This window comes from Lysinibacillus sp. K60 (genome assembly GCF_019731275.1).
In the GTDB taxonomy this organism is placed as follows: domain Bacteria; phylum Bacillota; class Bacilli; order Bacillales_A; family Planococcaceae; genus Lysinibacillus; species Lysinibacillus capsici.
This window is the reverse complement of the sequence record NZ_JAASJR010000006.1, coordinates 33,863-56,446: the sequence shown is the minus strand read 5'-3', so window position 1 is coordinate 56,446 and position 22,584 is coordinate 33,863. Positions and strand designations below refer to the sequence as shown.

The window sequence follows — 22,584 nt, the reverse complement described above, 5'->3', positions numbered from 1 at the left end:
AGTCATGTGTAAAGACAGGTGGTTAGAATGACAATAAATACAGCAGTAACAAAGAAACCTCAGCAATCCATTTCCAGAAATAAGTTATTGGGTGTAGCGGGGGTTGGGTGGCTCTTCGATGCAATGGACGTTGGTATACTATCCTTTGTCATTGCAGCATTGGCCGCTGAGTGGGGACTATCACCAAGTCAATCGGGTTGGATTGGTAGTATAAATTCTATCGGGATGGCTGTAGGAGCTCTCTTTTTCGGTGTCTTTGCTGATAAAGTAGGTCGCAAGCAAATATTTATGTGGACACTTGTCCTTTTTTCTATTGCAAGTGGTTTGTCCGCTTTTACAACAACATTAACTGCATTTTTAATTTTACGCTTTTTAGTAGGGATGGGGCTAGGAGGAGAATTGCCTGTAGCTTCAACACTTGTATCTGAAAGTGTGGCTGCCAAAGAAAGAGGTCGTGTGGTTGTATTACTTGAAAGCTTTTGGGCAGCAGGTTGGTTAATAGCGGCACTTATTTCGTATTTTATTATTCCCACATGGGGCTGGCGAGTAGCCCTTATACTAACAGCACTTCCAGCGTTTTATGCTATTTATCTTCGTTGGCATTTGCCTGATTCACCTCAATTTACGGTGAAGGAAGAAGCGAAAAAACGGAGCATTGGTCAAAATATGAAAGAGGTTTGGTCAAAAAAGTATGCTCGTTCTACATTTATGCTGTGGCTATTATGGTTTACGGTTGTATTTTCGTATTATGGCATGTTTTTATGGTTGCCAAGTGTGATGGTAGGGAAGGGCTTTGACATGATCACAAGCTTTAAATATGTTTTGATCATGACTTTAGCTCAATTACCAGGTTACTTTACAGCTGCTTGGTTTATAGAAAAGTTCGGGCGTAAATTTGTCCTTGTTTCCTATCTAATTGGTACTGCAGCGAGTGCTTATATTTTTGGAAATGCAGATACTTTAGCCGTATTGCTAACTTCAGGGATGTTTTTATCTTTCTTTAACTTGGGGGCTTGGGGAGCATTATATGCTTATACACCCGAACAATATCCATCGGTTATTCGTGGAACAGGTGCTGGTATGGCAGCAGCGGTTGGACGAATTGGTGGTATTTTTGGGCCGTTGCTCGTTGGGTTTTTATTAACGGCAGGCTATGATATAGGTTTTATCTTTGCCATTTTCTGTGGGGCAATTATTATCGGTGTTGTAGGGGTCATCTTCCTTGGTAAGGAAACGAAGCAGCTTGAATTAGAATAATATGAAACAGAATGTCCTGGATCAGAGAATTGATCTAGGACATTTTTGTCTAATTTCGCTTAAAAAATACATAAAAATGAGCATTTATTAATTTTTATTCGATTTTACTGATTTATTTGTTAAAATGACAAATCAATATAAAATGGTTAAAGAGTAAATTAAATTGTTTTATTAGCAGGTTAATGCGATGAAGATTTTTCAGAAAAGTCATTGTATTCAAATTGTAATCGTGATACTGTATTTTTAATCGAATTTTGAGTCAGTAGGAAACAATCTCCCGTTCGTGATAAGGTCATTGAAAGAAAGGTTGTTAGGAATGAGTATTCATGAGGATATAAAGAAAAGGTTTGTAAGGCTGTCAAAGGGCCAGCGTAAAGTAGCGCAATTTGTAATGGATAATCCCACAACAGTGATTGCTAATGGAGCTGCAGAGGTTGGCAGATTGGCTAATGTAAGTGAATCAACTGTGATTCGATTTTGTTATGCTATGGATTTGTCAGGGTATGTAGAACTGCAAGAGGAAGTTAGAGGCTTTATTATGTCTCAAGATGTAGGTGCAAATCTACAGCCTACATATACTAAGAAGCTGACTAATACTAGCTTTGGTAAGGTGATGCAACGAGATAGCCAAAATATTCAAGAAACAATTCATTTGATCAACGATCAGCAGATCCAAAACTGCTCAAAATGGATGCATGAAGCAGATAATATCTATATTCTAGGTACTCGTTACAATGCATCTGTTGCAAATTGGTTATCTAATACATTGAAAACACTTCGTGCTAATATTAAGCAGCTTCGTTTAGACTCAGATGATTTAGTGAATCAAATAAACAGTATGGGCGAACATACGACTTTAATTGTACTATCTTTTGATAAACAGATTGCGGATATTAAAACGATTGTTGAAATTGCAAAGGTAAAGAAAGTAAAAATTATTGCCATTACAGGTTCTGCATTTTCGCCTATTCGAGAATATGCCAGTGCATTATTTACCCTCGGCACTAAAAATCATTCTTCTCTAGACATTGCCCCAGTCTTGATTTCATTTTTGCATGCGTTGATAGAGGAAATGATAAACCAGGATAAAGACCACTATGAAAAATATCAGCAATTGTATGAGCAAGTAGAAAGTAATGTATTATTCTTAGATGCTGTTAGAGAAAAGCAGGTTTTTTAATGTAAATACGCATAGATAGTTTGTTGAAACACACTATCTATGCGTATTTTTTTGAAATTTTCTATATAAAAAGATGTCCAAATAGTATTTAGACATCTAGGAAAAGTGAATTATAGAATTTTACTTAAGCTATATTCATTAATAAAAGTATCATTTAATTTAATGGCATTTTTTCGAATGCCCTCCTGATGAAATCCTAGCTTTGTAAAGAGGTGTAAAGCTACATTGTTATGCTCCATAACAGATAACTCTAAACGGGAAATATCATGTTGTTTAGACCAACTTTCAACAGCTTTCATCAGTGCGGAGCCGATACCTTTTTGTTGATGCTCTGCTTTCACAGCTAAACGAATAGAGGCAACATGTCTAGCTTTTGATTGTTTATATCCATGAATAACCGCATAACCTGCAAAAATTCCGTTGAGTACACAAAGTAGTATAGTACGGTTTTTTAATTGCTTCCAATAGGTTAAATTTTTACGAAGTTGTTGGACAGTGAGATCTAGCTCGTTTTGAACATTATACATGAAGTCAGTTTCTTGAAAAATCTCCTCTTGTAAATGAATAAATGATCTAGCATCAGATGCTTCAATCCCTCGTATTATGTATGCAGATGAATTCTCCTCACTATTAGAAGTGTTGTTTTCGGTAGACTTCATTTGCGTACGTGAGAAAGATACACTAGAACCTAGTTTAACATCAGTGACATAATAGCCTGCATTTGTCCATGATAAATAATGTGAGAGAGGGGGCTTAGTTTTTTTCCACCAGCTTTTATTTAAGTAGGCAGCGTTCGGTAATGCTTGTCCCATAATGTTTTCTAATTCACTAAAGGATAAAGTAATTTCTTGTTGTAAAGCTACATCAAAATAGTTAGCTAAAGGAATGTACTTTTTTTCTATCTTCTTCGTCATCGTAATCCCCATTTCCTGAATATCCAAAAATATAGACTACCTGATGATAGCATAAAATTATGATGACTTAAATATGAAAACCCAACTAAATATCTATATAAACTAATTATTTTATAAAAAAGAGGCATTTTTACTATTGAATGTTAAAAATAGGTTGGTAAAAATAGAGAATTTTATAGAAGTAATTAGACCTATTAAAAGTATACATAGCAACTGAAGCTAGTTATAATATAGATATTTTATTTGAAAAGTATGGATTTAGAGCGCTGCCATTATATTTGCATATTAAATTTGAATAATACAGTAGGGCGCCATGAGCACTGTTTGTTATACCGAGAGTGAGGGTCAGTGGCAAATAAGCTGAGGCGAAATTGTTCCAAAGTTTCACTTTATCACTTGTCAGGCTATAAGGTATGATAAAATAAAATATAAATGTAAGTGCTATTTTAGGAGGAATTAATTCAATGAGTAAAGTATTAGTTTTTGGACATAAAAACCCAGATACAGACACAATCACGTCTGCAATTGTATATGCCTATTTAAAACAGCAAATTGGTGAAGAAGCTGAGGCGGTCCGTCTTGGAGATGTTAATAATGAGACCCAATTTGCATTGGATAAATTTGGCTTTGAAGCGCCTCGTTTAATTTCTTCTGTTGCTGGTGAAGTGGACAAGGTAATCCTTGTTGACCACAATGAATTCCAGCAATCAGCTGACGGCATTGAGGAAGTACAAATTACAGAGGTTATCGACCATCACCGTATTGCAAACTTCCAAACAGCCGATCCATTATACTATCGTGCCGAGCCAGTAGGTTGTACAGCTACAATTTTAAACAAAATATTTAATGAAAACGAAGTAGCGATACCAGCCAATATTGCCGGTTTAATGTTATCTGCAATTGTTTCAGATACATTATTATTCAAATCACCGACTTGCACAGAGCAAGATGTAAAAGCTGGTGAAGAGCTAGCAAAAATTGCTGGTGTGGAAATTGCAGAGTATGGCTTAGCAATGCTAAAAGCAGGTGCTGATTTATCTGATAAATCTTTAGAAGATTTATTATCATTAGATGCAAAAGAGTTTCAATTTGGTGAGTACAAATCTGTTGTAGCTCAAGTTAATGCAGTTGATGTTAATGATGTGCTTAATCGTCAAGAGGAGTTAGAAATACTACTTAATAAAAATGTTGCAGAAAATGGCTTAGATCTATTCTTCTTCGTTGTGACTGACATTTTGAATAATGATTCTACAGCTGTTGCAATTGGGCAAGTAGCAGAAGCGGCAGCAAAAGGATTCGGTGCTGAACTTGTCAACAATCGTGTTGTATTACCAGGTGTTGTTTCTCGTAAGAAACAAATTGTACCAGTATTAACAGAAGCACTAAAATAAAGATAGGAAAGAGGTTGTCTATTAAGACAACCTCTTTTTTAATCGAGTTTTAATGGTTGTACTGCAGGGCCTTCAAGTACCTCACCCTTAGCGTTAAAACGGGAACCATGGCAAGGACAATCCCATGTTTCATCAGCTTCATTCCATTTCGTTTTGCAGCCTAAATGAGTACAGGTTGGAGCAGTGGCATTCCTCATATACCCAGCTATATATTCCTTGGCAACAAAGCCTCCTACTTTCAGCATTTGCATGAATTGGGCACCGAATTTAGTACGTGATGGTGAATAAAGAGCGATAGCACCCTCTTCGATCTTTGAGCCTGTTAAAAGAGACGATAAGATATCACCAGCGACAAAGGAATTGGAAATTCCCCATTTTCGATAGCCAGTGGCAATTAGTACGTTAGGTAAGGAGTTTGTAATTCTTCCAACATAAGGGACAATATCAGGTGTTTCTATATCCTGGGCTGACCATCGATAGAGTGGCTGTTGTTCAAAATGCTCCTTCATTTCATTAGAAATGGCCTCATAATATGGCTCAGTATGAACGGTCTCGCCAGCAATGTGATTCGCCCCTCCTAATACTAAATAATTTTCCTGATTAATCGTGGCAGTACGTATCGAACGAGAAGGAAAATCTACTGATAAATATTGACCTTGCATAGTCTCAGAGGTTTTGCTTGCAACCATATAGGAGCGACTATTGGATAATTTAAAAAGTTTAAGTCCTTTAAATGCTTCGATGGGATAATGTGAACATAAAATAAGTTTATTATATTGAACCGACATATTTTTTTCGGTATATAAGTTATTTTGTGGTATGTTTAACTGCTGAACACGAGTATTTGCATAAAGTTTGGCGCCCATCTTCTGTGCCTCTTTCGTAAGGAAATTACTTACTTCAACAGGATTTATTTGTGCTTGTTGTGTCATACATAAAGCCTTTGTAATAGGGAATGGGAGCTCTGTGTCAGAGGTAAGGTTAGACTGAATGTTTAAAACCTTATAGGCATTCCATTCTTTTAATAATTGTGCATAGCCTTCTTTTGTTTGACAGTATAACAGTGAATCCACTGAACGAACGCTGTCTAGTGGAAGTATTTGTCTAGCTTTATCAATGGCTTGTTGATTCAGTTGATAATAAAGCTGTGCCTCTTCTAAAGATAATTTTTCTAAAAGATTTGCATATACAATACTATGCTGGGCTGTTAATTTTCCTGTTGAATGCCCTGTCGTACCGTGACCAAAATGGGTATTTGCTTCAAGAAGAACTACATCCACACCTGCTTTTGCTAAAGTATAGGCAGTATATAAACCAGTTAAGCCACCACCGATTATACATACATCGCATGTTGTTGAGGAAGAAAGAGAAGATAAAGAGACTGACTCAGTTGTAGCAAGCCAAAGAGATTGTGTCATATAGAAACCTCACATCGTTTTTGTGTTCAGTATGTAGAAGAACTTGAAAATTTATGCAGTGAGGCATTAAAATTGCCTTGTGATTTCAACTATCGCTACAATGTAGCAAAAGGAGTGAGTAAGAAATGAAAATTGAAATTTGGTCTGACTATGTATGCCCATTTTGTTATATTGGTAAAAAACAATTAGAGAAAGCGATTGAGGATACTGGCTATTCTGGGCAGGTGGAGCTTGTCTATAAAAGCTATCAACTAGATCCAACTACTCCAATAGATTCGCATAGTACTGTCTATGAATCATTGGCAAAGAAATATGAAATGTCCTTAGAGAAGGCAAAGGAAATGACAATGGGTGTAACGGAACGTGCGAAAGAGGTAGGGCTAAACTATGATTTTAGCAATTTGATGGAAGAGAATACGCTAAAAGCACATCGGCTTGTAAAATGGGCTGAAAAACAGGGAGATGTTACAGCTCTAGTGGAGTTACTTTTACACAGTCATTTTATTGAAGGGAAGCGTATCGGTCAAGATGATGTTTTATTAGAGATAGCTGAGAAAGTAGGGCTAGAGCGTGAAGAAGTTGCTAAGGTTCTTGCCGATGATGTTTATAAAAATGAAGTAGAAGCGGATATTCAGGAAGGTCTCCAGCTTGGTGTGCGAGGGGTACCGTTCTTTGTTCTAAACCGTAAGTATGGTATTTCAGGTGCACAACCGCAGGAGGTATTTGAGGATACATTGCGTAAAGTTGCTGAAGAAGAGGGTTTACGACCATCGCTAAAGATGGCTGGCACAGGTGATGCGGGTATTTGTACAGACGATAACTGTAAATTTTAGCTTACTAGAGAGAGGAGTAAGGCTTTCAACTCCTCTTGTTAGAATGGATGAAAGATAGAATATTTCAGTCAAAAGTCTGAGGCAAGTAGCATTGACATTTTAGATGAAATTTTTTAAGATAAACACATATCTTGAATTCGAGATATTAGATTTTGAAATTTAAGGGAGATTTTATATAATGAACGTTTTAGTAGTAAAAGCTAACAACCGTCCAGACGGTATTTCAACAAAAATGTATGATACTTTCATGGAAAATGTGCAGGGTGCCAATGTAACAACTTTTGACGTATTTGCAGAAGATATGCCTTATTTTGGACAAGACCTTTTCAATGCTTTTGGTAAAGTACAAAATGGTGGAGAGTTAACAGACATTGAATCACGCCTATTAGCTGCAAAACAAAAAGCAATGGATGCATTAACTGCCGCTGATTTAGTTGTATTTGCATTCCCACTATGGAATTTAACAATTCCAGCACCTTTACAAACATTTATTGACTATGTATACCAAGCAGGATTCACATTCAAATATGGTGAAAATGGTCAATTAATTAGCTTAATGACTGACAAAAAAGCGATTATTTTAAATGCTCGTGGTGGCTACTATTCATCACCAGAAGCTCAACCAATGGAAATGTCAGTAAACTACATTAAAAACGTAGTAGGTGGCGTATTCGGGATGGAAGTTATTGAAGAAGTGATTATTGAAGGTCACAATGCTTCACCAGATAAAGCACAAGAAATTATTGCGAATGGCCTAGAAGAAGTGAAAAAGGTAGCTCAATCACTACAAACTGTGAATGCATAAAAATTATTTTTTAATAAAAGTCCTCTCCATTTTGAGAGGACTTTTTTTATTTTGTCAACAGATGTATGGTGTGGTATGGAGGTAGGACATATTGACAGTAACTAATTATTTAGAATTTACATTTACTAACATCCTATTTAATAGAAAAATGAAGAATGGTAGAAATCTATGATTTTGAGGGGAAGTAATTAACCATTCTTTTAAATATACATATAATTAGGACTATATATTCAGTAAAAATTAGAATGGTTTTAATATAATAGTATTTGTAGGAAAATACTAGATTATTAAGGAGGTTGTTGTATGTATAAGAAATTAATAACTAATTTCTTGACGACGTTACTAGTCCTTTTCGCGTTTATACCATTTGGAATTTCTGCTGATGCTGCTTCCAATGATGTAACACGCGCAGATTATGTAAAAGAATTAGTAGAAAATTTAGATGTAGAGATAGGTGACGGCTCTTCGCTTGCCTTTAAGGATGTCTCTAAGGATTTAGCACCTTATGTAGAAAAAGCTGTTCAATTAAAACTTATTAAAGGTAAAACAGCAACGACATTTGGTCCAGATGACAAATTAACACGTCAACAAGCATTTGTTATCTCTGCTCGCGGACTAGTTAGTGAAAACGCTTCCCTCACAATTTTAGAACAATTCAAGGATGCAGATCAAATTGCAGCGGCATATAAACAAGATTTAGCGAATGCTGTTGCTGCAAACATTTTACAAGCATTTGAGGATAATACTATTCGTCCTCATGACTATGTGACAAAGGAACAGATGGAGAGTATTGTGGAGCGCTTTGTAGCAGAATATAAAGCACCTTCAACTGACGTATCAGTTGATCTTCAGATTTTAGGGACAACAGATATTCATACCAATTTAGCTAATTACAATTACTATTTAGATGCTCCATCAGCAGAGCTTGGTTTGGCTAATACAGCCACACTAATTGAGCAAGCAAGAGCAAAAAATCCAAACACATTACTATTTGATAATGGCGATTTAATTCAAGGCACACCACTTGGCTCATATAAAGCCTTAGAAAGTGTTTTAAAGCCTGGTGAAGTTCATCCAGCAATTGCTGCACTCAATGCATTGAAATACGATGGTGGAACTTTAGGAAATCATGAATTTAACTATGGTCTAGACTTTTTAGATGAAGTGTTAAACGATGCAAAGTATCCAGTCGTAAATGCTAATACCTATGATGCAAAAACAAAAGAACGCATGTTTACACCTTATGTCATTCTTGATAAAGGAGTGGTAGATAGTTCAGGTGAAAAGCATACACTTAAAGTTGGTGTAACAGGGATTGTTCCAACGAAAATTGTTGAATGGGATGCCATTCATTTAGCAGGTAAAGTTGAAATGCAAGAGCCAGTAGAAGCTATAAAAGAAGTAGTACCAGAAATGCAAAAGGCTGGAGCAGACGTGATTGTCGTTCTGTCACATTCAGGTATCGGTGAAGATACTTATGTGAAGGGTGCTGAAAATGTTGGTTACCAATTAGCAGAAATTGATGGTATTGATGCTTTAATTACAGGACACTCTCATTTAACATTCCCTGGTGACTATAAGGATTTGAAAGATGTTGACCAAGAAAAGGGTACAATTCACGGTGTTCCTACTGTTATGGCAGGTAGCTATGGTAGTCATCTTGGTGTAATTGATTTAAAACTAGAACAACAAGGATCTGAGTGGGTAGTGGTAGATGGTAAAGGTTCATTGCAATCGATCAAACAAGAAGGTTTACAACCATCCACAACGGTTTTAGAAGCTATTAAAGAGGCACATGATGGCACATTAACGTATATCCGTCAGCCTGTTGGAGAAACAACTGCACCAATCCATAGTTATTTTTCAATGGTGCAAGATGATCCATCCATTCAAATCGTAACACAAGCTCAAAAATGGTTTATCGAACAAGAGCTAAAGGGTACGGCTGATGAAAAGACACCAATTCTTTCGGCTGGGGCACCTTTCAAAGCAGGATCTCGTAATAATCCATTAGATTATACAAATATTCCTGTAGGACCACTTGCTATTAAAAATATGGCTGACATTTATCATTATGACAATACTGTTGCTACGATTAAAGTGACAGGCGCACAAGCAATCGAGTGGTTAGAGATGGCTGCTGGTATTTTTGCAACAATTGATCCGACTAAAACAGAAGAGCAAAATATTATCGATGCAGAAGCTCGTTCATATAACTTTGATGTGTTAGATGGCTTAACATATCAAATTGATGTCACATCGCCAGCAAAATATGACCGCCGCGGTAATCTTACTGATGAAAAGGCAAATCGAATTAAGAATGTACAATATAATGGTAAACCAATCGATTTGAAACAAGAGTTCATCATCATTACAAATAATTATCGTGTTGGTGGATCATATGGGGCGACATTTAAAAATGCTGACGGCTCTAACATAACAAACTATGCTTATGAAAATCGACAAGCTGTTGTAGATTATATTATGGCGAATAAAACAATTAACCCAGCTGCGGATAATAACTGGTCATTTGTATCGTTCCCAGCCAATACAAAGGTTATCTACCTATCTGCAAAAGATGCACAAAAGTTCATTCCAGTAGGTAGTGGTATTGAATATTTAGAAGATACAGAAGCTGGATTTGCTAAATATTTAATTAAATAAAAGAATAGGAAAAGGAGAGTAACGATAATCGCTACTCTCCTTTTTTATGTCTGTTGAATGAATGATACCGTGTACCTTGATAGGTTAAAATGCCAAGATCACCTTCTACAAGCTGACCATAATCGTAGCCATTCATCTTTAGTTCATGCCGTTCACCGTTTTGCTCTTCAAACGTAACGTAATAGGACGTAGATGCCCCAGTATTGTTAGATCCCCCACGTATATTCGTACGCTTTGTCACAACCTTAGCGGGTACTGTTAAAATTGGTGAACGGTTGTTTTTAGACCAAGTGATAATACCGTTTACAATCATAAAGGCTATGCTCCCAAAAACAATAAAGAAGATGATGGTAATAAAAGCGGAGCCAAATAAAAAACCATTATCAAACCAAAACATAAATTCCTCCCTTTCTTTAAGGTAGAAACAATACTTAAAGAGGATTTAATTCAAGATCTACTATCACGTCTATTTCATCGCTAATCAATACACCGCCTGTTTCTAAAAAGGTATTGTAGACTAGATTAAAATCACGACGATCAATTTGGGCTTTAGCTTGGAAGCCAAAAACTTCTTGTGCCCATGGATTCACACCTTTTCCTGTATATACTGTTGTAAATACGATAGGTCTTGTTATGCTTTTGATGGTTAAATCACCATGAATAGCAAAATTTTTATCATCAAGTTTATCAATATATGTAGAGGTAAATACTATTTTGGGATAGACGTCTGCATCAAAAAAGTCAGGAGACACAAGGTGGACATCGCGATCATGATTCTTCGTGGAGACACTAGCCACTGTAATCGTGATAGAAATGTTTGCATCCTGCATTTGTTCGATATTGGATGCAACTATTTCACCGCTGTACGATTCAAACGTACCATGAATACGAGAAATCATCATATGTCTTACGGAAAACCCGATCGTTGAATGACTGAAATCGATAGTATATTTTTTCATTTGAAAACCTCCTAAAACAGCATTCTACAACGAATGATAAAGTAAACAAATCGCATATTCAATGAGTTTTTTATAAATGTGGAAGTATTTCCCTCTATAAAAGTGTAATCTGTGAACATGAAACAAAACATATTTAAAATGGAATAGGCATATTATTGGAAATATGTGCGTTTTATTAGGATAGCGTTTAGTCTAAGAAATTTTATGTACCCTTGTTAGATATGACTAACCTTGAAATTATAAGTTACTATTTGTAATTAAATATATAAAAGTTAATAGATTATTTTACGTAAATAAGTTACTTCAAATTTACATTTAGAGCATTAATCGTTACAATAGGTACATAGAGGTGAAAAATTATGAATGAGACAACTTTGTGTCCTCGTTTAGCTAAAGCAATGGATTTAATTGGAAAACGATGGACGGGGTTAATATTATATCAATTACTAGATGGACCACAGCGCTTTAATGAAATCGAATCTGCACTACCTGTCAGTGGACGTTTATTATCAGAACGTTTAAAGGAGCTTGAAAAAGAGGGACTTGTTGAACGTAAAGTATATTCAGAAGTACCGGTACGCGTTGAGTATTCATTAACAGATAAAGGTCAGGCACTTGAAGGTGCTATTCGTAATATCGAAACATGGGCAAGTAGTTGGCTCTAAGGTGAATAGATTATTTTACTAGATAATACAATGAAATAGTGTGCTAAAAACGACACTTGGAATGACTGTCAATTTTCTTTATAATATTCATCATCTCTGCACAGGTCTTACCTGTCTTTTAACTATGAGATAAAAATACCCTTCATTTTACTTGTCAAATTGGGGTTGTAAATCCATACTGGTGTAGAGTAAGAAGGACGTTAGAAAGGAATTAGCTCTCATGACAAAAGAACAATGGGCGATGGATTTAGCAAAAAGTATTAATCCTGCCAATATTAAGTTAAATGAATCATTACAGCAATACACAATGACAAAATTAGGTGGCAAAGCAGATGTTTTTGTTCTTCCTGAAACAGAAGAAGAGGCAGCATCCGTTATTCGCTATGCATATATAAATAATATTCCTTTATTAATGTTAGGTAACGGATCTAATATGGTTGTTCGAGATGGCGGTCATAGAGGAATCGTTGTAACATTTTCACGCTTAGATGAGATTCGTATTACTGGTGAGCATGTGTATGCACAAAGTGGAGCACTGATCAAAGATGTATCGAAGCTATCAGCGCAAGCATCCTTAACAGGTTTTGAATTTGCATGTGGTATTCCTGGTTCAATTGGTGGAGCAATGGCTATGAACGCAGGTGCATATGGCGGGGAGATTAAAGATATTATTGTTTCATCGAAGGTGTTAACAAAAGAAGGGGACATTTTAATATTAGGTAAAGAAGAACTTGAGCTAGGATACCGACAAAGCATTATTGCCAAAAAGGGTTATTATGTGCTGTCCTCTGAATTTCAATTAGCAGTAGGTGTACAGGAGGAAATTGATGCGAAGATTGCTGATTTAACCTTCCAACGTGAATCAAAACAGCCTTTAGAATATCCATCTGCTGGAAGTGTATTTAAACGCCCACCTGGACATTTTGCTGGAAAACTTATTCAGGATAGTGGCCTACAAGGTAAAGGTGTTGGTGATGCTGAAGTCTCTACCAAGCATGCAGGATTTATTGTCAACAAAGGAAATGCTACTGCTTCAGACTATATTGAGACAATCCAAATGGTTCAACGTGTAGTGAAAGAAAAATTTGGCGTTGAATTAGAGACTGAAGTTAAAATTGTTGGTGACGATCTATAATAGGATGCCCTTCGCATAAGCCGAAGGGCGTTTTTTTAGGAGTGTGGATAAAATGAAATTTATATCATGGAATGTTAATGGGATACGAGCATGTCTCGGTAAAGGCTTTTTAGAGTTCTTTCATCAAATAGATGCTGATTTCTTTTGTATCCAAGAAACAAAATGTCAAGCTGGACAAGTAGAGCTCTCTATCGAAGGTTATGAACAGTATTGGAATTACGCGCAGAAAAAAGGGTATTCTGGAACAGCAATCTTCACGAAGCACACGCCATTGTCTGTTAAGTATGGAGTGGGCGCCGAAGATTCTCAGGATGAAGGTAGAATTATAACTTTAGAATATAAGAATTTCTATTTAGTAAATGTTTATACACCAAATGCACAACGTGATTTAGCGAGATTACCACTACGTTTACAATGGGAGGATCGTTTGGCTAGCTATTTACAAGAACTAAATAATCAGAAGCCAGTGGTTTATTGTGGTGATCTAAATGTTGCACACACGGAAATTGATTTAAAAAATGCAAAATCTAATATTGGAAATTCGGGCTTTACATATGAAGAGAGAGCAAAATTTTCAGCGTTATTGGAAAGTGGTTTTGTAGATTCTTTTAGATACAAGCATCCTGAGGAAACTGACCACTACACATGGTGGTCCTATATGAATAAAGTGCGTGAACGTAATATTGGTTGGCGTATCGATTATTTTGTTGTATCAAATCAATTGAAGAAACAAATTGAAAGCGCAACAATTCACCCACACATTATGGGCAGTGATCATTGTCCAATTGAATTGCAATTACAATGCTAGTACTTAAATCGTATTTTCTAAATGGAAATACGATTTTTTGTATTTGTAAATTAATAAGGTGACTTTTAAAAATGTGAGGTGTGATAATTTCAGGGGAGATAGCTCGAAAGTGAGGAGTAGACGTTCCAACCATGTGGGAATCCGCTTCCACCACAATAGGACGGCTTCATGAGAGAGGATACATCATATCTTTATGAATGCGAATTTTTAACATTACTCAGTAGCCTCTATAATCTCTATTGTTTATACTATTCTAATAGCGAATAAATATAAAATTTTGTATTTAGAGACAATTTTATATACATAAAGTAATAAATTTCGCTAAAAAATTTACCTTTCAAAGCGGGTTTGGGAAGGTAGTACGGGAATATAGTGCAAAGAGGGGGTTATTCAGTGGGGAAGAGAAAGTTTAATTGGAAAAAGTGGCTCATTGTCATAGCTGGGATAATAGCTGCTTTGGCTCTTGTGGCTTTTATTGGATTTACATGGTTTATGAATAAATCTAAGCCGGTGATTGATGGTGAGTTAGCTGTTACTATTCTGGATCAGAATGTGACAGTCACGAGAGATGAAAAAGGGGTTCCACATATTTTTGCCAAAACAGATGCTGATTTATATCGTGCGCAAGGTTATGTCCAAGCGCAAGATAGACTATTTCAAATGGACTTAGCACGAAGGCAGGCAAGTGGTCGATTATCTGAAATTATTGGAGAAGCAACGATTAATACCGACAAACATTTCCGTACATTTAGCTTGAGAAATGCTGCAGAGACATCATTAGCTGCCTATGATGACGAAAGCAAACAAGTACTTGAATGGTATGCTGAAGGAGTAAATGCTTTTATTGCACAGGCAAAGGAAAGCAATACACTAAGCTATGAATTTGCCTTGTTAGGCTATGAACCAGAGGAGTGGACAGTTGTTGATTCCTTAACAATTGGTAAATATATGGCCTATGATTTGGGTGGAAATTGGAATACATTAGCTTTTCGTCATTGGGCATTACAGAATTTTGATGAAGAAAAGGCAAAAGAATTATTTATTAAATATCCAGAAAATGCTTCGGCGATTATCGAGGCCAATATCCAAAATCCTGTAGCAGTAGCTGGGCAATTCAGTGCGGAAATGCTACCAAACGAATTTAATGGAAGTAATAATTGGGTAGTTTCAGGTGATAAAACGAAATCAGGAACGCCTATTTTAGCAGATGACCCACATTTAGGGTTAAGCACTCCTTCTATTTGGTATCAAATGCATCTGCAATCACCACAGCAAAATGTTAGTGGCGTTATCTTTGCAGGGATTCCAGGTATTATATTAGGCCATAATGATGAAATTGCTTGGGGAGTAACCAATGTGGGTCCAGATGTACAGGATTTATATATTGAAATACCAAATCCAGATGATCCAACACAATTCAGATACGATGGAAAGTGGGAACAAGCAGAGGTACGCGACGAATCAATTAAGGTAAAAGATGGAGAAACGGTAGATTTTGAAGTCGTTGTTACACGTCACGGCCCTATAATGACAGATTTAGCTTTTAAAGATACAGAGCCAACCGCACAATTTTCGATGCAGTGGACAGCACTACAACCGACAGCTGAACTAAGAGCAGTGCTTGGTTTTAATAAGGCAAAAACTTGGGGTGATTTCGAAAAAGCTTTAGAAGACTTTAAAGCGCCAGCACAAAATTTTGTATTTGCATCAAAGGACGGTACGATTGCTTATAAAGCTAATGGTCAAATACCTATTCGTAAGCAAGGTGAAGGCCAATTACCAGTTCCAGGTGATTCGAGTGATTATGGCTGGGAGGGCTTTATACCATGGGGTGAATTACCAACTCTAGTAAATCCAAAAGAAGGTTTTATTGCAACCGCAAATAACCAAGTAATAGGAGAGGACTACCCTTATCACATCACTGATTTCTGGGCGCAACCTTATCGTTTCGAAAGAATTAAAGAAGTGTTAGAGGCAAATGATGCGATTACAGTAGACGATATGATGGCTTTGCAAATGGATCAGCACAATCTCTATGCAAGAGAATTTCTGCCTGATTTATTAACATCGATAAAAGAAAAAGATCAGGATGGGAAGTACGCTGAGATTATGGCCATGCTAGAGAAGTGGGATATGGTGGATGCAAAGGAATCAGGTGCACCACTTGTGTTCCATACATTAATGATTAAGTTACAGGAAGTTTTGTTTAAAGATCAAATGCCTGAAGATATGTATGGCATCATGTATGGGAAGTTTAATATTACAGACCAGCTCTTACGTACAGCCTATTCAGGAGAGAAAAGTATTTGGGTTGAGGAGCAGGGTGGCATTGATGAAACCGTATACAAGGCATTTGAGCTAACGGTTGCACAATTAGAAAATCAATTCGGGAAAAATTCCTCGAAATGGCAATGGGGTGATTACCATCAGCTTACTTTTGACCATACACTAGGAAGTGCATCGCCTATTCTTGCAGCCTATTTTAATGCTAAAAAGGTTCCTATTGGTGGTTCGAAAGTTACCGTACAAGCAGCAGATAATGATTTAGCTGGTAATGTAGATCACGGTGCATCTTGGCGTTTTGTGGTGGATGTAGGTGATTTAAGCTCAGCCTATCATATTGTTGGCCCTGGTCAAAGTGGTCATGTGAAATCTGATTGGTATCAAGATCAGGTATTGGATTGGGCAAATGGTGATTACCATCAAACATTTATCAAACAGGAAGAGATAAAAGGGAAAACATTACAATTAATAGCGAAGTAATAAAAGGGTTAGCGTACAGAAGGTGCGCTAACTTTTTTTATTTAAGGATATACATCCTAACATTCAAATATTGGTTTGAATATGATGGAATAATATGTTACATTGAATACAATCAAACGAATATTTGAATGAGGTGAGAAAAATGCCAAAAGAAATATGTGAGGTGACGCTTGTACATGAAGAAGCAGTCACAAAGGTGAAACAACAAATGCCTGATTTATCAGGTGTAGCAAAATTTTTAAAAGCATTATCTGATGAAACTAGACTTAAAATTGCCTATGCTTTAACTGTGGAAGATGAACTATGTGTTTGTGATGTTGCAACTATTATTGGTTCTTCAGTTGCTACAGCATCCCATCATTTACGATATTTGAAAGATAATAATTTAGCGAGATCACACCGCAAAGGTAAGCAAATGTATTACTCTTTAGCGGATGAGCATGTATATCAAATTGTAACAATTGCCTACGAACATGCGAAAGAGGGGATTGCGAATGGCAGCGACGCCAATTAAACAAGAATACAGATTACAAAATTTATCCTGCGCTAGTTGTGCCGCAAAGTTTGAGAAAAATGTAAAGGCTATTCCAGAAGTACAGGATGCACAAGTGAATTTTGGTGCTTCTAAAATTACAGTAATCGGTGCTATTAGTGTAGACCAAATTGAAGAAGCAGGTGCCTTTGATGGCATTAAGGTTACACAATCGGCAGCAAAAGCACTTGAAAATACTACACCTTTTTATCGTAAAAAGGAAAATGTTCTAGCAGGAATTTCATTGCTTTTTGTCATTCTAGGTTATCTATTTGTGGGTATGAATGGGGAATCGAATCCGCTACCGATTGCCATGTTTATTATAGCTATCCTTGTGGGGGGAGTGGGTATTTTTAAAATAGGCTTCCGCAATTTAGTTCGCTTTGAATTTGATATGAAGACGCTTATGACAATCGCCATCATCGGAGCTGCTATTATCGGTGAATGGGAAGAAGCGGCAGTGGTCGTATTCTTATTTGCTGTGAGTGAGGCACTTGAAGCGTATTCAATGGATAAAGCACGTCAATCTATTCGTCAATTAATGGATATTGCTCCACCAACAGCGATTATCAAAAGAGCCCACGGTGAACACTACCATGAGGTTGAGTTACCTACGGAGGATATAGAAATAGGAGATATTTTGATTGTAAAGCCTGGGCAAAAGATTGCGATGGATGGCATAGTCATTAGTGGATTGTCTGCAGTCAATCAGGCAGCTATTACAGGTGAGTCGATTCCCGTAAATAAAACAGTAAATGATGAAGTATTTGCTGGGACTTTAAATGAAGAGGGTGCACTTGAAGTACGTGTGACAAAGCGTGTAGAAGATACTACTATCGCTAAAATAATTCATCTAGTGGAAGAAGCACAGGCAGAAAAGGCACCTTCTCAGCAATTTGTAGATCGCTTTGCAAAGTATTATACACCAGCGATTATGATTATTGCTTTTCTAGTAGCTGTAATTCCACCTTTATTAGTAGGTGATTGGCAGCATTGGATTTACCAAGGTCTAGCTGTTTTAGTGGTAGGATGTCCTTGTGCACTGGTCGTCTCTACTCCCGTTGCCATTGTTACAGCCATTGGTAATGCAGCAAGGCAAGGTGTACTGATCAAAGGTGGTGTTCATTTAGAGCAGCTAGGACATATTGAAGCTGTTGCCTTTGACAAAACAGGAACATTAACAAAAGGGCAGCCAGCAGTAACAGATATCGTAACGACTGAAAATTGGTCAGAGGACTATGTGTTACAACTAGTGGCAGCGGTAGAAAAACAGTCACAGCACCCTTTAGCTAAAGCAATTTTAAATAGATTACACGATAAAAAATTATCTGAGCTCATACCAATAGATTTCCAATCAGTAACAGGAAAAGGTGCCTATGCTACCGTTGATAATCAGATTATTTATGTAGGTAGCATGAAATGGGCTACTTCATTAACCTCTGTAGATCAAAATATAGAAAATCAGGTTAAGAATTTGCAAGAACAGGGTAAAACAGTAGTAGCAGCTGTTTCGAATAATCAACTTATTGGCCTGATTGCAATTGCTGATCAATTACGTCATGAAAGCAAGGACGTATTGAACAAATTAAATGCCTTAAAAGTAAAGCATATGGTGATGCTAACAGGCGATGCAGAGCCTACAGCGCAAGCCATTGCTACTTCATTAAAGATGACAGATGTGCGCGCTGGTTTGTTACCAGAAGAAAAATTAAAGGCGATTAAGGATTTACGTGCACAATTTGGTGCTGTAGCAATGGTTGGAGATGGTGTAAACGATGCACCAGCATTGGCCACTGCAAACGTAGGAATAGCCATGGGTGGAGCAGGAACGGATGCAGCTCTTGAGACAGCAGATATTGCCTTAATGGGTGATGATTTGACAAAGCTTCCTTACACTATTGGCTTGAGCAGAAAAACATTACGTATCATTAAAGAAAATATTATATTTGCCCTAGTTTTAAAATTAATTGCATTGCTACTTGTCATACCAGGATGGTTAACATTATGGATAGCAATTTTTGCCGATATGGGTGCAACACTATTAGTTGTGTTTAATTCATTAAGACTAATTAGAGCAAAAAAGTAGTAAGTAAGGTGTAGAACAATCTGAAAAGATAGGAAATTAATCTTGCTTTGACACAAGGGATTTTATGCGAATAGATGCTACTTGTGATTCTTGAAAAAGACTTTTTTTAAGGCTATTATAGTTTCAGGAGTAATGTAACAATTAAATATAAATGAGGCGAAAGTTTGAATATGTCAGATCCTATTTTAGTAAATGTTACAGAAGAAATTGTGCGTGGTTTAGTAAGCTTTTTACTACGAGGACCAGAATATCAAACATTTTGTAAATGCGAAATCTGTGAATTAGACACGGTGGCACTTACACTAAATGCATTGCCAAGTAAGTATGTTACATCTATGGAAGCTAGAGATGAGGCATTTAAAGAAATGAATACTCCTGGAAACATTGAGCGCATTAATAAAGAGATTATTCATGCGTTACATGTGGTAAATAAGTATCCTCGACACAAAGTAGAGCCTACTTCTTAATAGAAGAGGCTCTATTTAAGTTGTAAAGGAAGTGTTTTTCTAGGCTATGTATTTTCAGTTAACTTTTAAGCCAAGCTTGTAGTAAACTAGAGAGTAAGAAAAGGAAAGAGAGGGAAAAGGATATGCCAACACCTAGTATGGAGGACCATATCGAACAAATATATTTATTAATTGCCAACAAGGGATATGCGCGAGTGTCTGACATTGCTGAAGCATTATCTGTTCTTCCTTCTTCTGTTACAAAAATGGTTCAAAAATTAGATAAAGATGGTTATTTAGTTTATGAAAAGTACCGTGGACTGACATTGACGCCTAAAGGGGATAAGCTCGGAAAGCGTCTTGTGCAGCGTCATGAATTGCTCGAGCAGTTTTTACGAATGATTGGTGTGGATGAAGAACGTATTTATGATGATGTGGAGGGAATTGAACATCATTTAAGTTGGAATTCAATCGATCGTATTGCAGATCTTGTGCAAGTAATGGAAGAAAATCCAGACATCGTGAAAAAATTAGAGGCATCTAAGACACAGCACAATCTTTAGAATGATGGTGTGAAGGAAAGGGAGACAATATGAACGCATTAAAATCAGGTGAAGTCGTTACATTAACGGTATTAGAGCAACAAGCATCAAAATGGATTTTAACAAATGGAGTTGAAGAACTACCTTTAAATGCTTCAGAGGTAACTGAGCCACTAACAGTAGGTGACCGCCTTGAAGTATTTTTATTTGCAGACCGTCGTGGGGATTTGGCTGCAACAACGTCTATTCCAGCTTTTACACAAGGTGAATACGGCTGGGCACGTGTCTTGAAAGTAGTGGAACGTGAAGGTGCTTTTGTGGATATTGGTACATCTCGTGAAGTATTAGTAAGAGCAGAGGATTTACCTGCATTAAAAGAGGTTTGGCCAGAACCAGGCGATCATTTATTTATGACACTACGTACAGATCGTAACGGTGATTTATTTGGTCGTTTAGCCACAGAGGAAAAAATTTCGGAGCTATATGAAGGTGCATTTGAAGATATGCATAATAAGAATATCCAAGCACGCCCATATCGTTTGTTACCGATTGGGACATTTTTGCTAGGTGTAGAAGTTCCTTACCGTATTTTTGTGCACGAGTCTGAGCGAAATAATGAGCCTCGATTAGGACAAGATGTAGTTGTTCGTATTATCGATGTAAAAGACGATGGTTCCATGAATGGCTCTCTTTTACCAAGAAAACATGAGCGTCTTTCAAATGATGCACAACAAATATTAAACTATATACAGGATGTGGGCGGTAAAATGCCATTTGGTGATAAATCGTCTCCTGAAGAGATTCAAGAAATGTTTAATATGAGTAAAGGGGCATTTAAACGTGCCTTAGGAACATTAATGAAAGCTGGTAAAGTGAAACAACAGGACGGTTGGACTGAAGAAATTTAAAGGATGGTTAGTTTGACTAGCTAGCAAAACATTTACAGCAGGAAAAGTGACGAGAGACATCCTTGAAACCTTCTCGTCTTTTTTTCGTACTAATTATTGTATAGTGGCATACATTATACTTGCTAATTATGAAGTTTTAGCGAAAGGGGTCACACGATTTGAAAAAAACATGGATTAAAATACTAACTGCTACAATGTTAGTATTTGGAGTGATGGCACCAGCAACAGGATTTGCATCTGACAATACGCCTCCAAAAGCAATTGATGAAAAATTAGGTGTACCAATCGTCGTGTATGGAGCAAATTTATCTGAGGCTGAAAAAGAATCTGTGAAAAAATCATTAAAAGTAAGCGAAGAACCTGAAATTGAAGAAATTACTGTGTCTGGTGAGGATCTAGTAAAATACATTAAAGATAGTAATTCAAGCTCACGTATGTACTCTTCTGCAAAGATTACACGCAGAGATGCAGGAGAGGGTCTAGTAATACAAATTGTCACACCATCGAATATAACGCAGGTAACTTCAGAGATGTACGCAAATGCGATGTTAACAGCAGGAATTCAGGATGCATCCGTACAAGTAGCTGCACCAAAAGCCGTTACAGGGCATTCAGCATTAGTAGGTATTTACAAGGCATATGAGGTCACTACAGGGGAAACGCTGGATATTGATCGTACAGATGTAGCAAACGAAGAATTATCTGTAGCAACATCCATTGCAGAATCTGCAGGGGTAGACGATGCAAAGGTTGCGGAATTACTGACAGAAATTAAAAAGCAAATTGCAGAGTTAAAGCCAGCAACACGTGAAGATGTGGAGAAAATTGTAGAAGAGCAATTAAGTAAGCTTGAAATTAATTTAAGTGAAAAGGACCGTCAATTGCTAGTAGATTTAATGGATAAAATAAGCAAGCTGGACATTGATTTTAGTAAATGGTCTGATCAATTAAATGATATCAGTAATACGATCCAAGAAAAATTCGGTTCACTTATGGAAGATAAAGGTTTCTGGGAAAGCGTAAAAAGCTTTTTTGCTAATTTAAAAGATACTATTTCTTCATGGTTTAACTAAACTTATAGTGATAGAAAGAAAATCTGTTATACCTTCTCACTTTGCTAGAGAAGGTGTACAGATTTTTTTAATTAAACAAGTGAAAAATTTTGAAGTGAGATGTTTTCGACATAGGAAAGCTAACTGATTATCTGGACATAGCTTCGCTGATTAGATAAAAGAAGCGTACACAAATTTTGTGAAAATATAAAAAGCTTATGGTACT

The 22,584-nt window shown here is 36.7% G+C and carries 20 protein-coding genes; 16 read left to right on the top strand and 4 right to left on the bottom strand.

Annotation, left to right across the window (positions count from 1 at the left end; translation table 11 throughout):
• The first annotated feature begins 27 nt into the window (after positions 1-27).
• Both HCH28_RS14295 and HCH28_RS14290 read left to right on the top strand, forming a co-directional pair.
• A complete protein-coding gene (locus HCH28_RS14295) occupies positions 28-1,257 on the top strand; it encodes an MFS transporter (protein WP_221681445.1) in 1,230 nt (409 codons plus the stop codon).
• A gap of 316 nt (positions 1,258-1,573) precedes the next feature.
• Positions 1,574-2,437 carry a MurR/RpiR family transcriptional regulator gene (locus HCH28_RS14290; RefSeq protein WP_221681441.1) on the top strand — a complete coding sequence of 288 codons (864 nt, stop codon included), beginning with the start codon at positions 1,574-1,576 and terminating at the stop codon, positions 2,435-2,437.
• A 110-nt stretch (positions 2,438-2,547) separates the two neighbouring features.
• Here HCH28_RS14290 and HCH28_RS14285 read toward each other — a convergent pair whose 3' ends face one another.
• Positions 2,548-3,378, bottom strand: a complete 831-nt coding sequence (locus HCH28_RS14285; protein ID WP_255601421.1) for a GNAT family N-acetyltransferase — start codon at positions 3,376-3,378, stop codon at positions 2,548-2,550.
• 437 nt (positions 3,379-3,815) lie between these two features.
• Between HCH28_RS14285 and HCH28_RS14280 the strand changes: the two genes are divergently transcribed.
• Positions 3,816-4,742: a manganese-dependent inorganic pyrophosphatase gene (locus HCH28_RS14280; protein ID WP_221681439.1), complete on the top strand. Its 927-nt coding sequence runs from the start codon at positions 3,816-3,818 to the stop codon at positions 4,740-4,742.
• Positions 4,743-4,780: 38 nt separating this feature from the next.
• Here the strand turns inward: HCH28_RS14280 and HCH28_RS14275 are convergent, their stop codons facing one another.
• The gene (locus HCH28_RS14275) at positions 4,781-6,160 is read right to left on the bottom strand and encodes an FAD-dependent oxidoreductase (RefSeq protein ID WP_221681437.1); all 1,380 of its coding nucleotides are present in this window, start codon (positions 6,158-6,160) and stop codon (positions 4,781-4,783) included.
• Between the two features lie 125 nt (positions 6,161-6,285).
• Between HCH28_RS14275 and HCH28_RS14270 the strand changes: the two genes are divergently transcribed.
• The 3 genes from HCH28_RS14270 (at position 6,286) to HCH28_RS14260 (ending at position 10,462) form a co-directional block, all read left to right on the top strand.
• Positions 6,286-6,993, top strand: a complete 708-nt coding sequence (locus tag HCH28_RS14270; RefSeq protein WP_221681435.1) for a DsbA family oxidoreductase — start codon at positions 6,286-6,288, stop codon at positions 6,991-6,993.
• Between the two features lie 178 nt (positions 6,994-7,171).
• Positions 7,172-7,798: an FMN-dependent NADH-azoreductase gene (locus HCH28_RS14265; RefSeq protein WP_048394231.1), complete on the top strand. Its 627-nt coding sequence runs from the start codon at positions 7,172-7,174 to the stop codon at positions 7,796-7,798.
• Positions 7,799-8,101: 303 nt separating this feature from the next.
• A complete protein-coding gene (locus HCH28_RS14260; protein WP_221681433.1) occupies positions 8,102-10,462 on the top strand; it encodes a bifunctional 2',3'-cyclic-nucleotide 2'-phosphodiesterase/3'-nucleotidase in 2,361 nt (786 codons plus the stop codon).
• A 31-nt stretch (positions 10,463-10,493) separates the two neighbouring features.
• Here HCH28_RS14260 and HCH28_RS14255 read toward each other — a convergent pair whose 3' ends face one another.
• Entirely contained in the window at positions 10,494-10,859 is a 366-nt protein-coding gene (locus HCH28_RS14255; RefSeq protein WP_221681431.1) for a DUF2500 domain-containing protein, read from the bottom strand.
• A 34-nt stretch (positions 10,860-10,893) separates the two neighbouring features.
• Entirely contained in the window at positions 10,894-11,421 is a 528-nt protein-coding gene (locus HCH28_RS14250; RefSeq protein ID WP_221681429.1) for a YceI family protein, read from the bottom strand.
• Between the two features lie 359 nt (positions 11,422-11,780).
• Between HCH28_RS14250 and HCH28_RS14245 the strand changes: the two genes are divergently transcribed.
• The 10 genes from HCH28_RS14245 to HCH28_RS14200 all read left to right on the top strand — a co-directional run bounded on the left by HCH28_RS14245 (position 11,781) and on the right by HCH28_RS14200 (position 22,379).
• On the top strand, positions 11,781-12,086 hold the full coding sequence (locus tag HCH28_RS14245; RefSeq protein ID WP_004231981.1) for a winged helix-turn-helix transcriptional regulator: 306 nt from the start codon (positions 11,781-11,783) through the stop codon (positions 12,084-12,086).
• Between the two features lie 220 nt (positions 12,087-12,306).
• Positions 12,307-13,221, top strand: a complete 915-nt coding sequence (murB, locus tag HCH28_RS14240) for a UDP-N-acetylmuramate dehydrogenase (protein WP_221681427.1) — start codon at positions 12,307-12,309, stop codon at positions 13,219-13,221.
• 52 nt (positions 13,222-13,273) lie between these two features.
• Positions 13,274-14,029, top strand: a complete 756-nt coding sequence (locus HCH28_RS14235) for an exodeoxyribonuclease III (RefSeq protein WP_221681426.1) — start codon at positions 13,274-13,276, stop codon at positions 14,027-14,029.
• Between the two features lie 393 nt (positions 14,030-14,422).
• Positions 14,423-16,792 (top strand): penicillin acylase family protein, encoded by a 2,370-nt coding sequence (locus HCH28_RS14230; protein WP_221681425.1) that lies wholly within the window; start codon positions 14,423-14,425, stop codon positions 16,790-16,792.
• Positions 16,793-16,934: 142 nt separating this feature from the next.
• Positions 16,935-17,306, top strand: coding sequence for an ArsR/SmtB family transcription factor (locus tag HCH28_RS14225; RefSeq protein WP_221681424.1), 372 nt, complete (start codon positions 16,935-16,937; stop codon positions 17,304-17,306).
• On the top strand, positions 17,287-19,410 hold the full coding sequence (locus HCH28_RS14220) for a heavy metal translocating P-type ATPase (protein WP_221681423.1): 2,124 nt from the start codon (positions 17,287-17,289) through the stop codon (positions 19,408-19,410). Before HCH28_RS14225 ends, HCH28_RS14220 begins: the two co-directional genes overlap by 20 nt.
• 170 nt (positions 19,411-19,580) lie before the next feature.
• Positions 19,581-19,877, top strand: a complete 297-nt coding sequence (locus tag HCH28_RS14215) for a late competence development ComFB family protein (RefSeq protein ID WP_004231991.1) — start codon at positions 19,581-19,583, stop codon at positions 19,875-19,877.
• A 122-nt stretch (positions 19,878-19,999) separates the two neighbouring features.
• A complete protein-coding gene (gene mntR / locus HCH28_RS14210; RefSeq protein ID WP_004231993.1) occupies positions 20,000-20,419 on the top strand; it encodes a transcriptional regulator MntR in 420 nt (139 codons plus the stop codon).
• Between the two features lie 29 nt (positions 20,420-20,448).
• Entirely contained in the window at positions 20,449-21,306 is an 858-nt protein-coding gene (locus HCH28_RS14205) for a CvfB family protein (protein WP_004231994.1), read from the top strand.
• A gap of 158 nt (positions 21,307-21,464) precedes the next feature.
• On the top strand, positions 21,465-22,379 hold the full coding sequence (locus HCH28_RS14200) for a DUF1002 domain-containing protein (protein WP_004231995.1): 915 nt from the start codon (positions 21,465-21,467) through the stop codon (positions 22,377-22,379).
• Positions 22,380-22,584 lie beyond the last annotated feature (205 nt).

Coding starts and splice junctions, on each gene's coding strand:
- mntR (WP_004231993.1), top strand. CDS start 20,000: ATGCCAACACCTAGTATGGAGGACCATATCGAACAAATATATTTATTA.
- HCH28_RS14215 (WP_004231991.1), top strand. CDS start 19,581: ATGTCAGATCCTATTTTAGTAAATGTTACAGAAGAAATTGTGCGTGGT.
- HCH28_RS14265 (WP_048394231.1), top strand. CDS start 7,172: ATGAACGTTTTAGTAGTAAAAGCTAACAACCGTCCAGACGGTATTTCA.
- HCH28_RS14270 (WP_221681435.1), top strand. CDS start 6,286: ATGAAAATTGAAATTTGGTCTGACTATGTATGCCCATTTTGTTATATT.
- HCH28_RS14260 (WP_221681433.1), top strand. CDS start 8,102: ATGTATAAGAAATTAATAACTAATTTCTTGACGACGTTACTAGTCCTT.
- HCH28_RS14205 (WP_004231994.1), top strand. CDS start 20,449: ATGAACGCATTAAAATCAGGTGAAGTCGTTACATTAACGGTATTAGAG.
- HCH28_RS14220 (WP_221681423.1), top strand. CDS start 17,287: ATGGCAGCGACGCCAATTAAACAAGAATACAGATTACAAAATTTATCC.
- HCH28_RS14290 (WP_221681441.1), top strand. CDS start 1,574: ATGAGTATTCATGAGGATATAAAGAAAAGGTTTGTAAGGCTGTCAAAG.
- HCH28_RS14225 (WP_221681424.1), top strand. CDS start 16,935: ATGCCAAAAGAAATATGTGAGGTGACGCTTGTACATGAAGAAGCAGTC.
- HCH28_RS14250 (WP_221681429.1), bottom strand. CDS start 11,421: ATGAAAAAATATACTATCGATTTCAGTCATTCAACGATCGGGTTTTCC.
- HCH28_RS14275 (WP_221681437.1), bottom strand. CDS start 6,160: ATGACACAATCTCTTTGGCTTGCTACAACTGAGTCAGTCTCTTTATCT.
- murB (WP_221681427.1), top strand. CDS start 12,307: ATGACAAAAGAACAATGGGCGATGGATTTAGCAAAAAGTATTAATCCT.
- HCH28_RS14295 (WP_221681445.1), top strand. CDS start 28: ATGACAATAAATACAGCAGTAACAAAGAAACCTCAGCAATCCATTTCC.
- HCH28_RS14255 (WP_221681431.1), bottom strand. CDS start 10,859: ATGTTTTGGTTTGATAATGGTTTTTTATTTGGCTCCGCTTTTATTACC.
- HCH28_RS14235 (WP_221681426.1), top strand. CDS start 13,274: ATGAAATTTATATCATGGAATGTTAATGGGATACGAGCATGTCTCGGT.
- HCH28_RS14245 (WP_004231981.1), top strand. CDS start 11,781: ATGAATGAGACAACTTTGTGTCCTCGTTTAGCTAAAGCAATGGATTTA.
- HCH28_RS14280 (WP_221681439.1), top strand. CDS start 3,816: ATGAGTAAAGTATTAGTTTTTGGACATAAAAACCCAGATACAGACACA.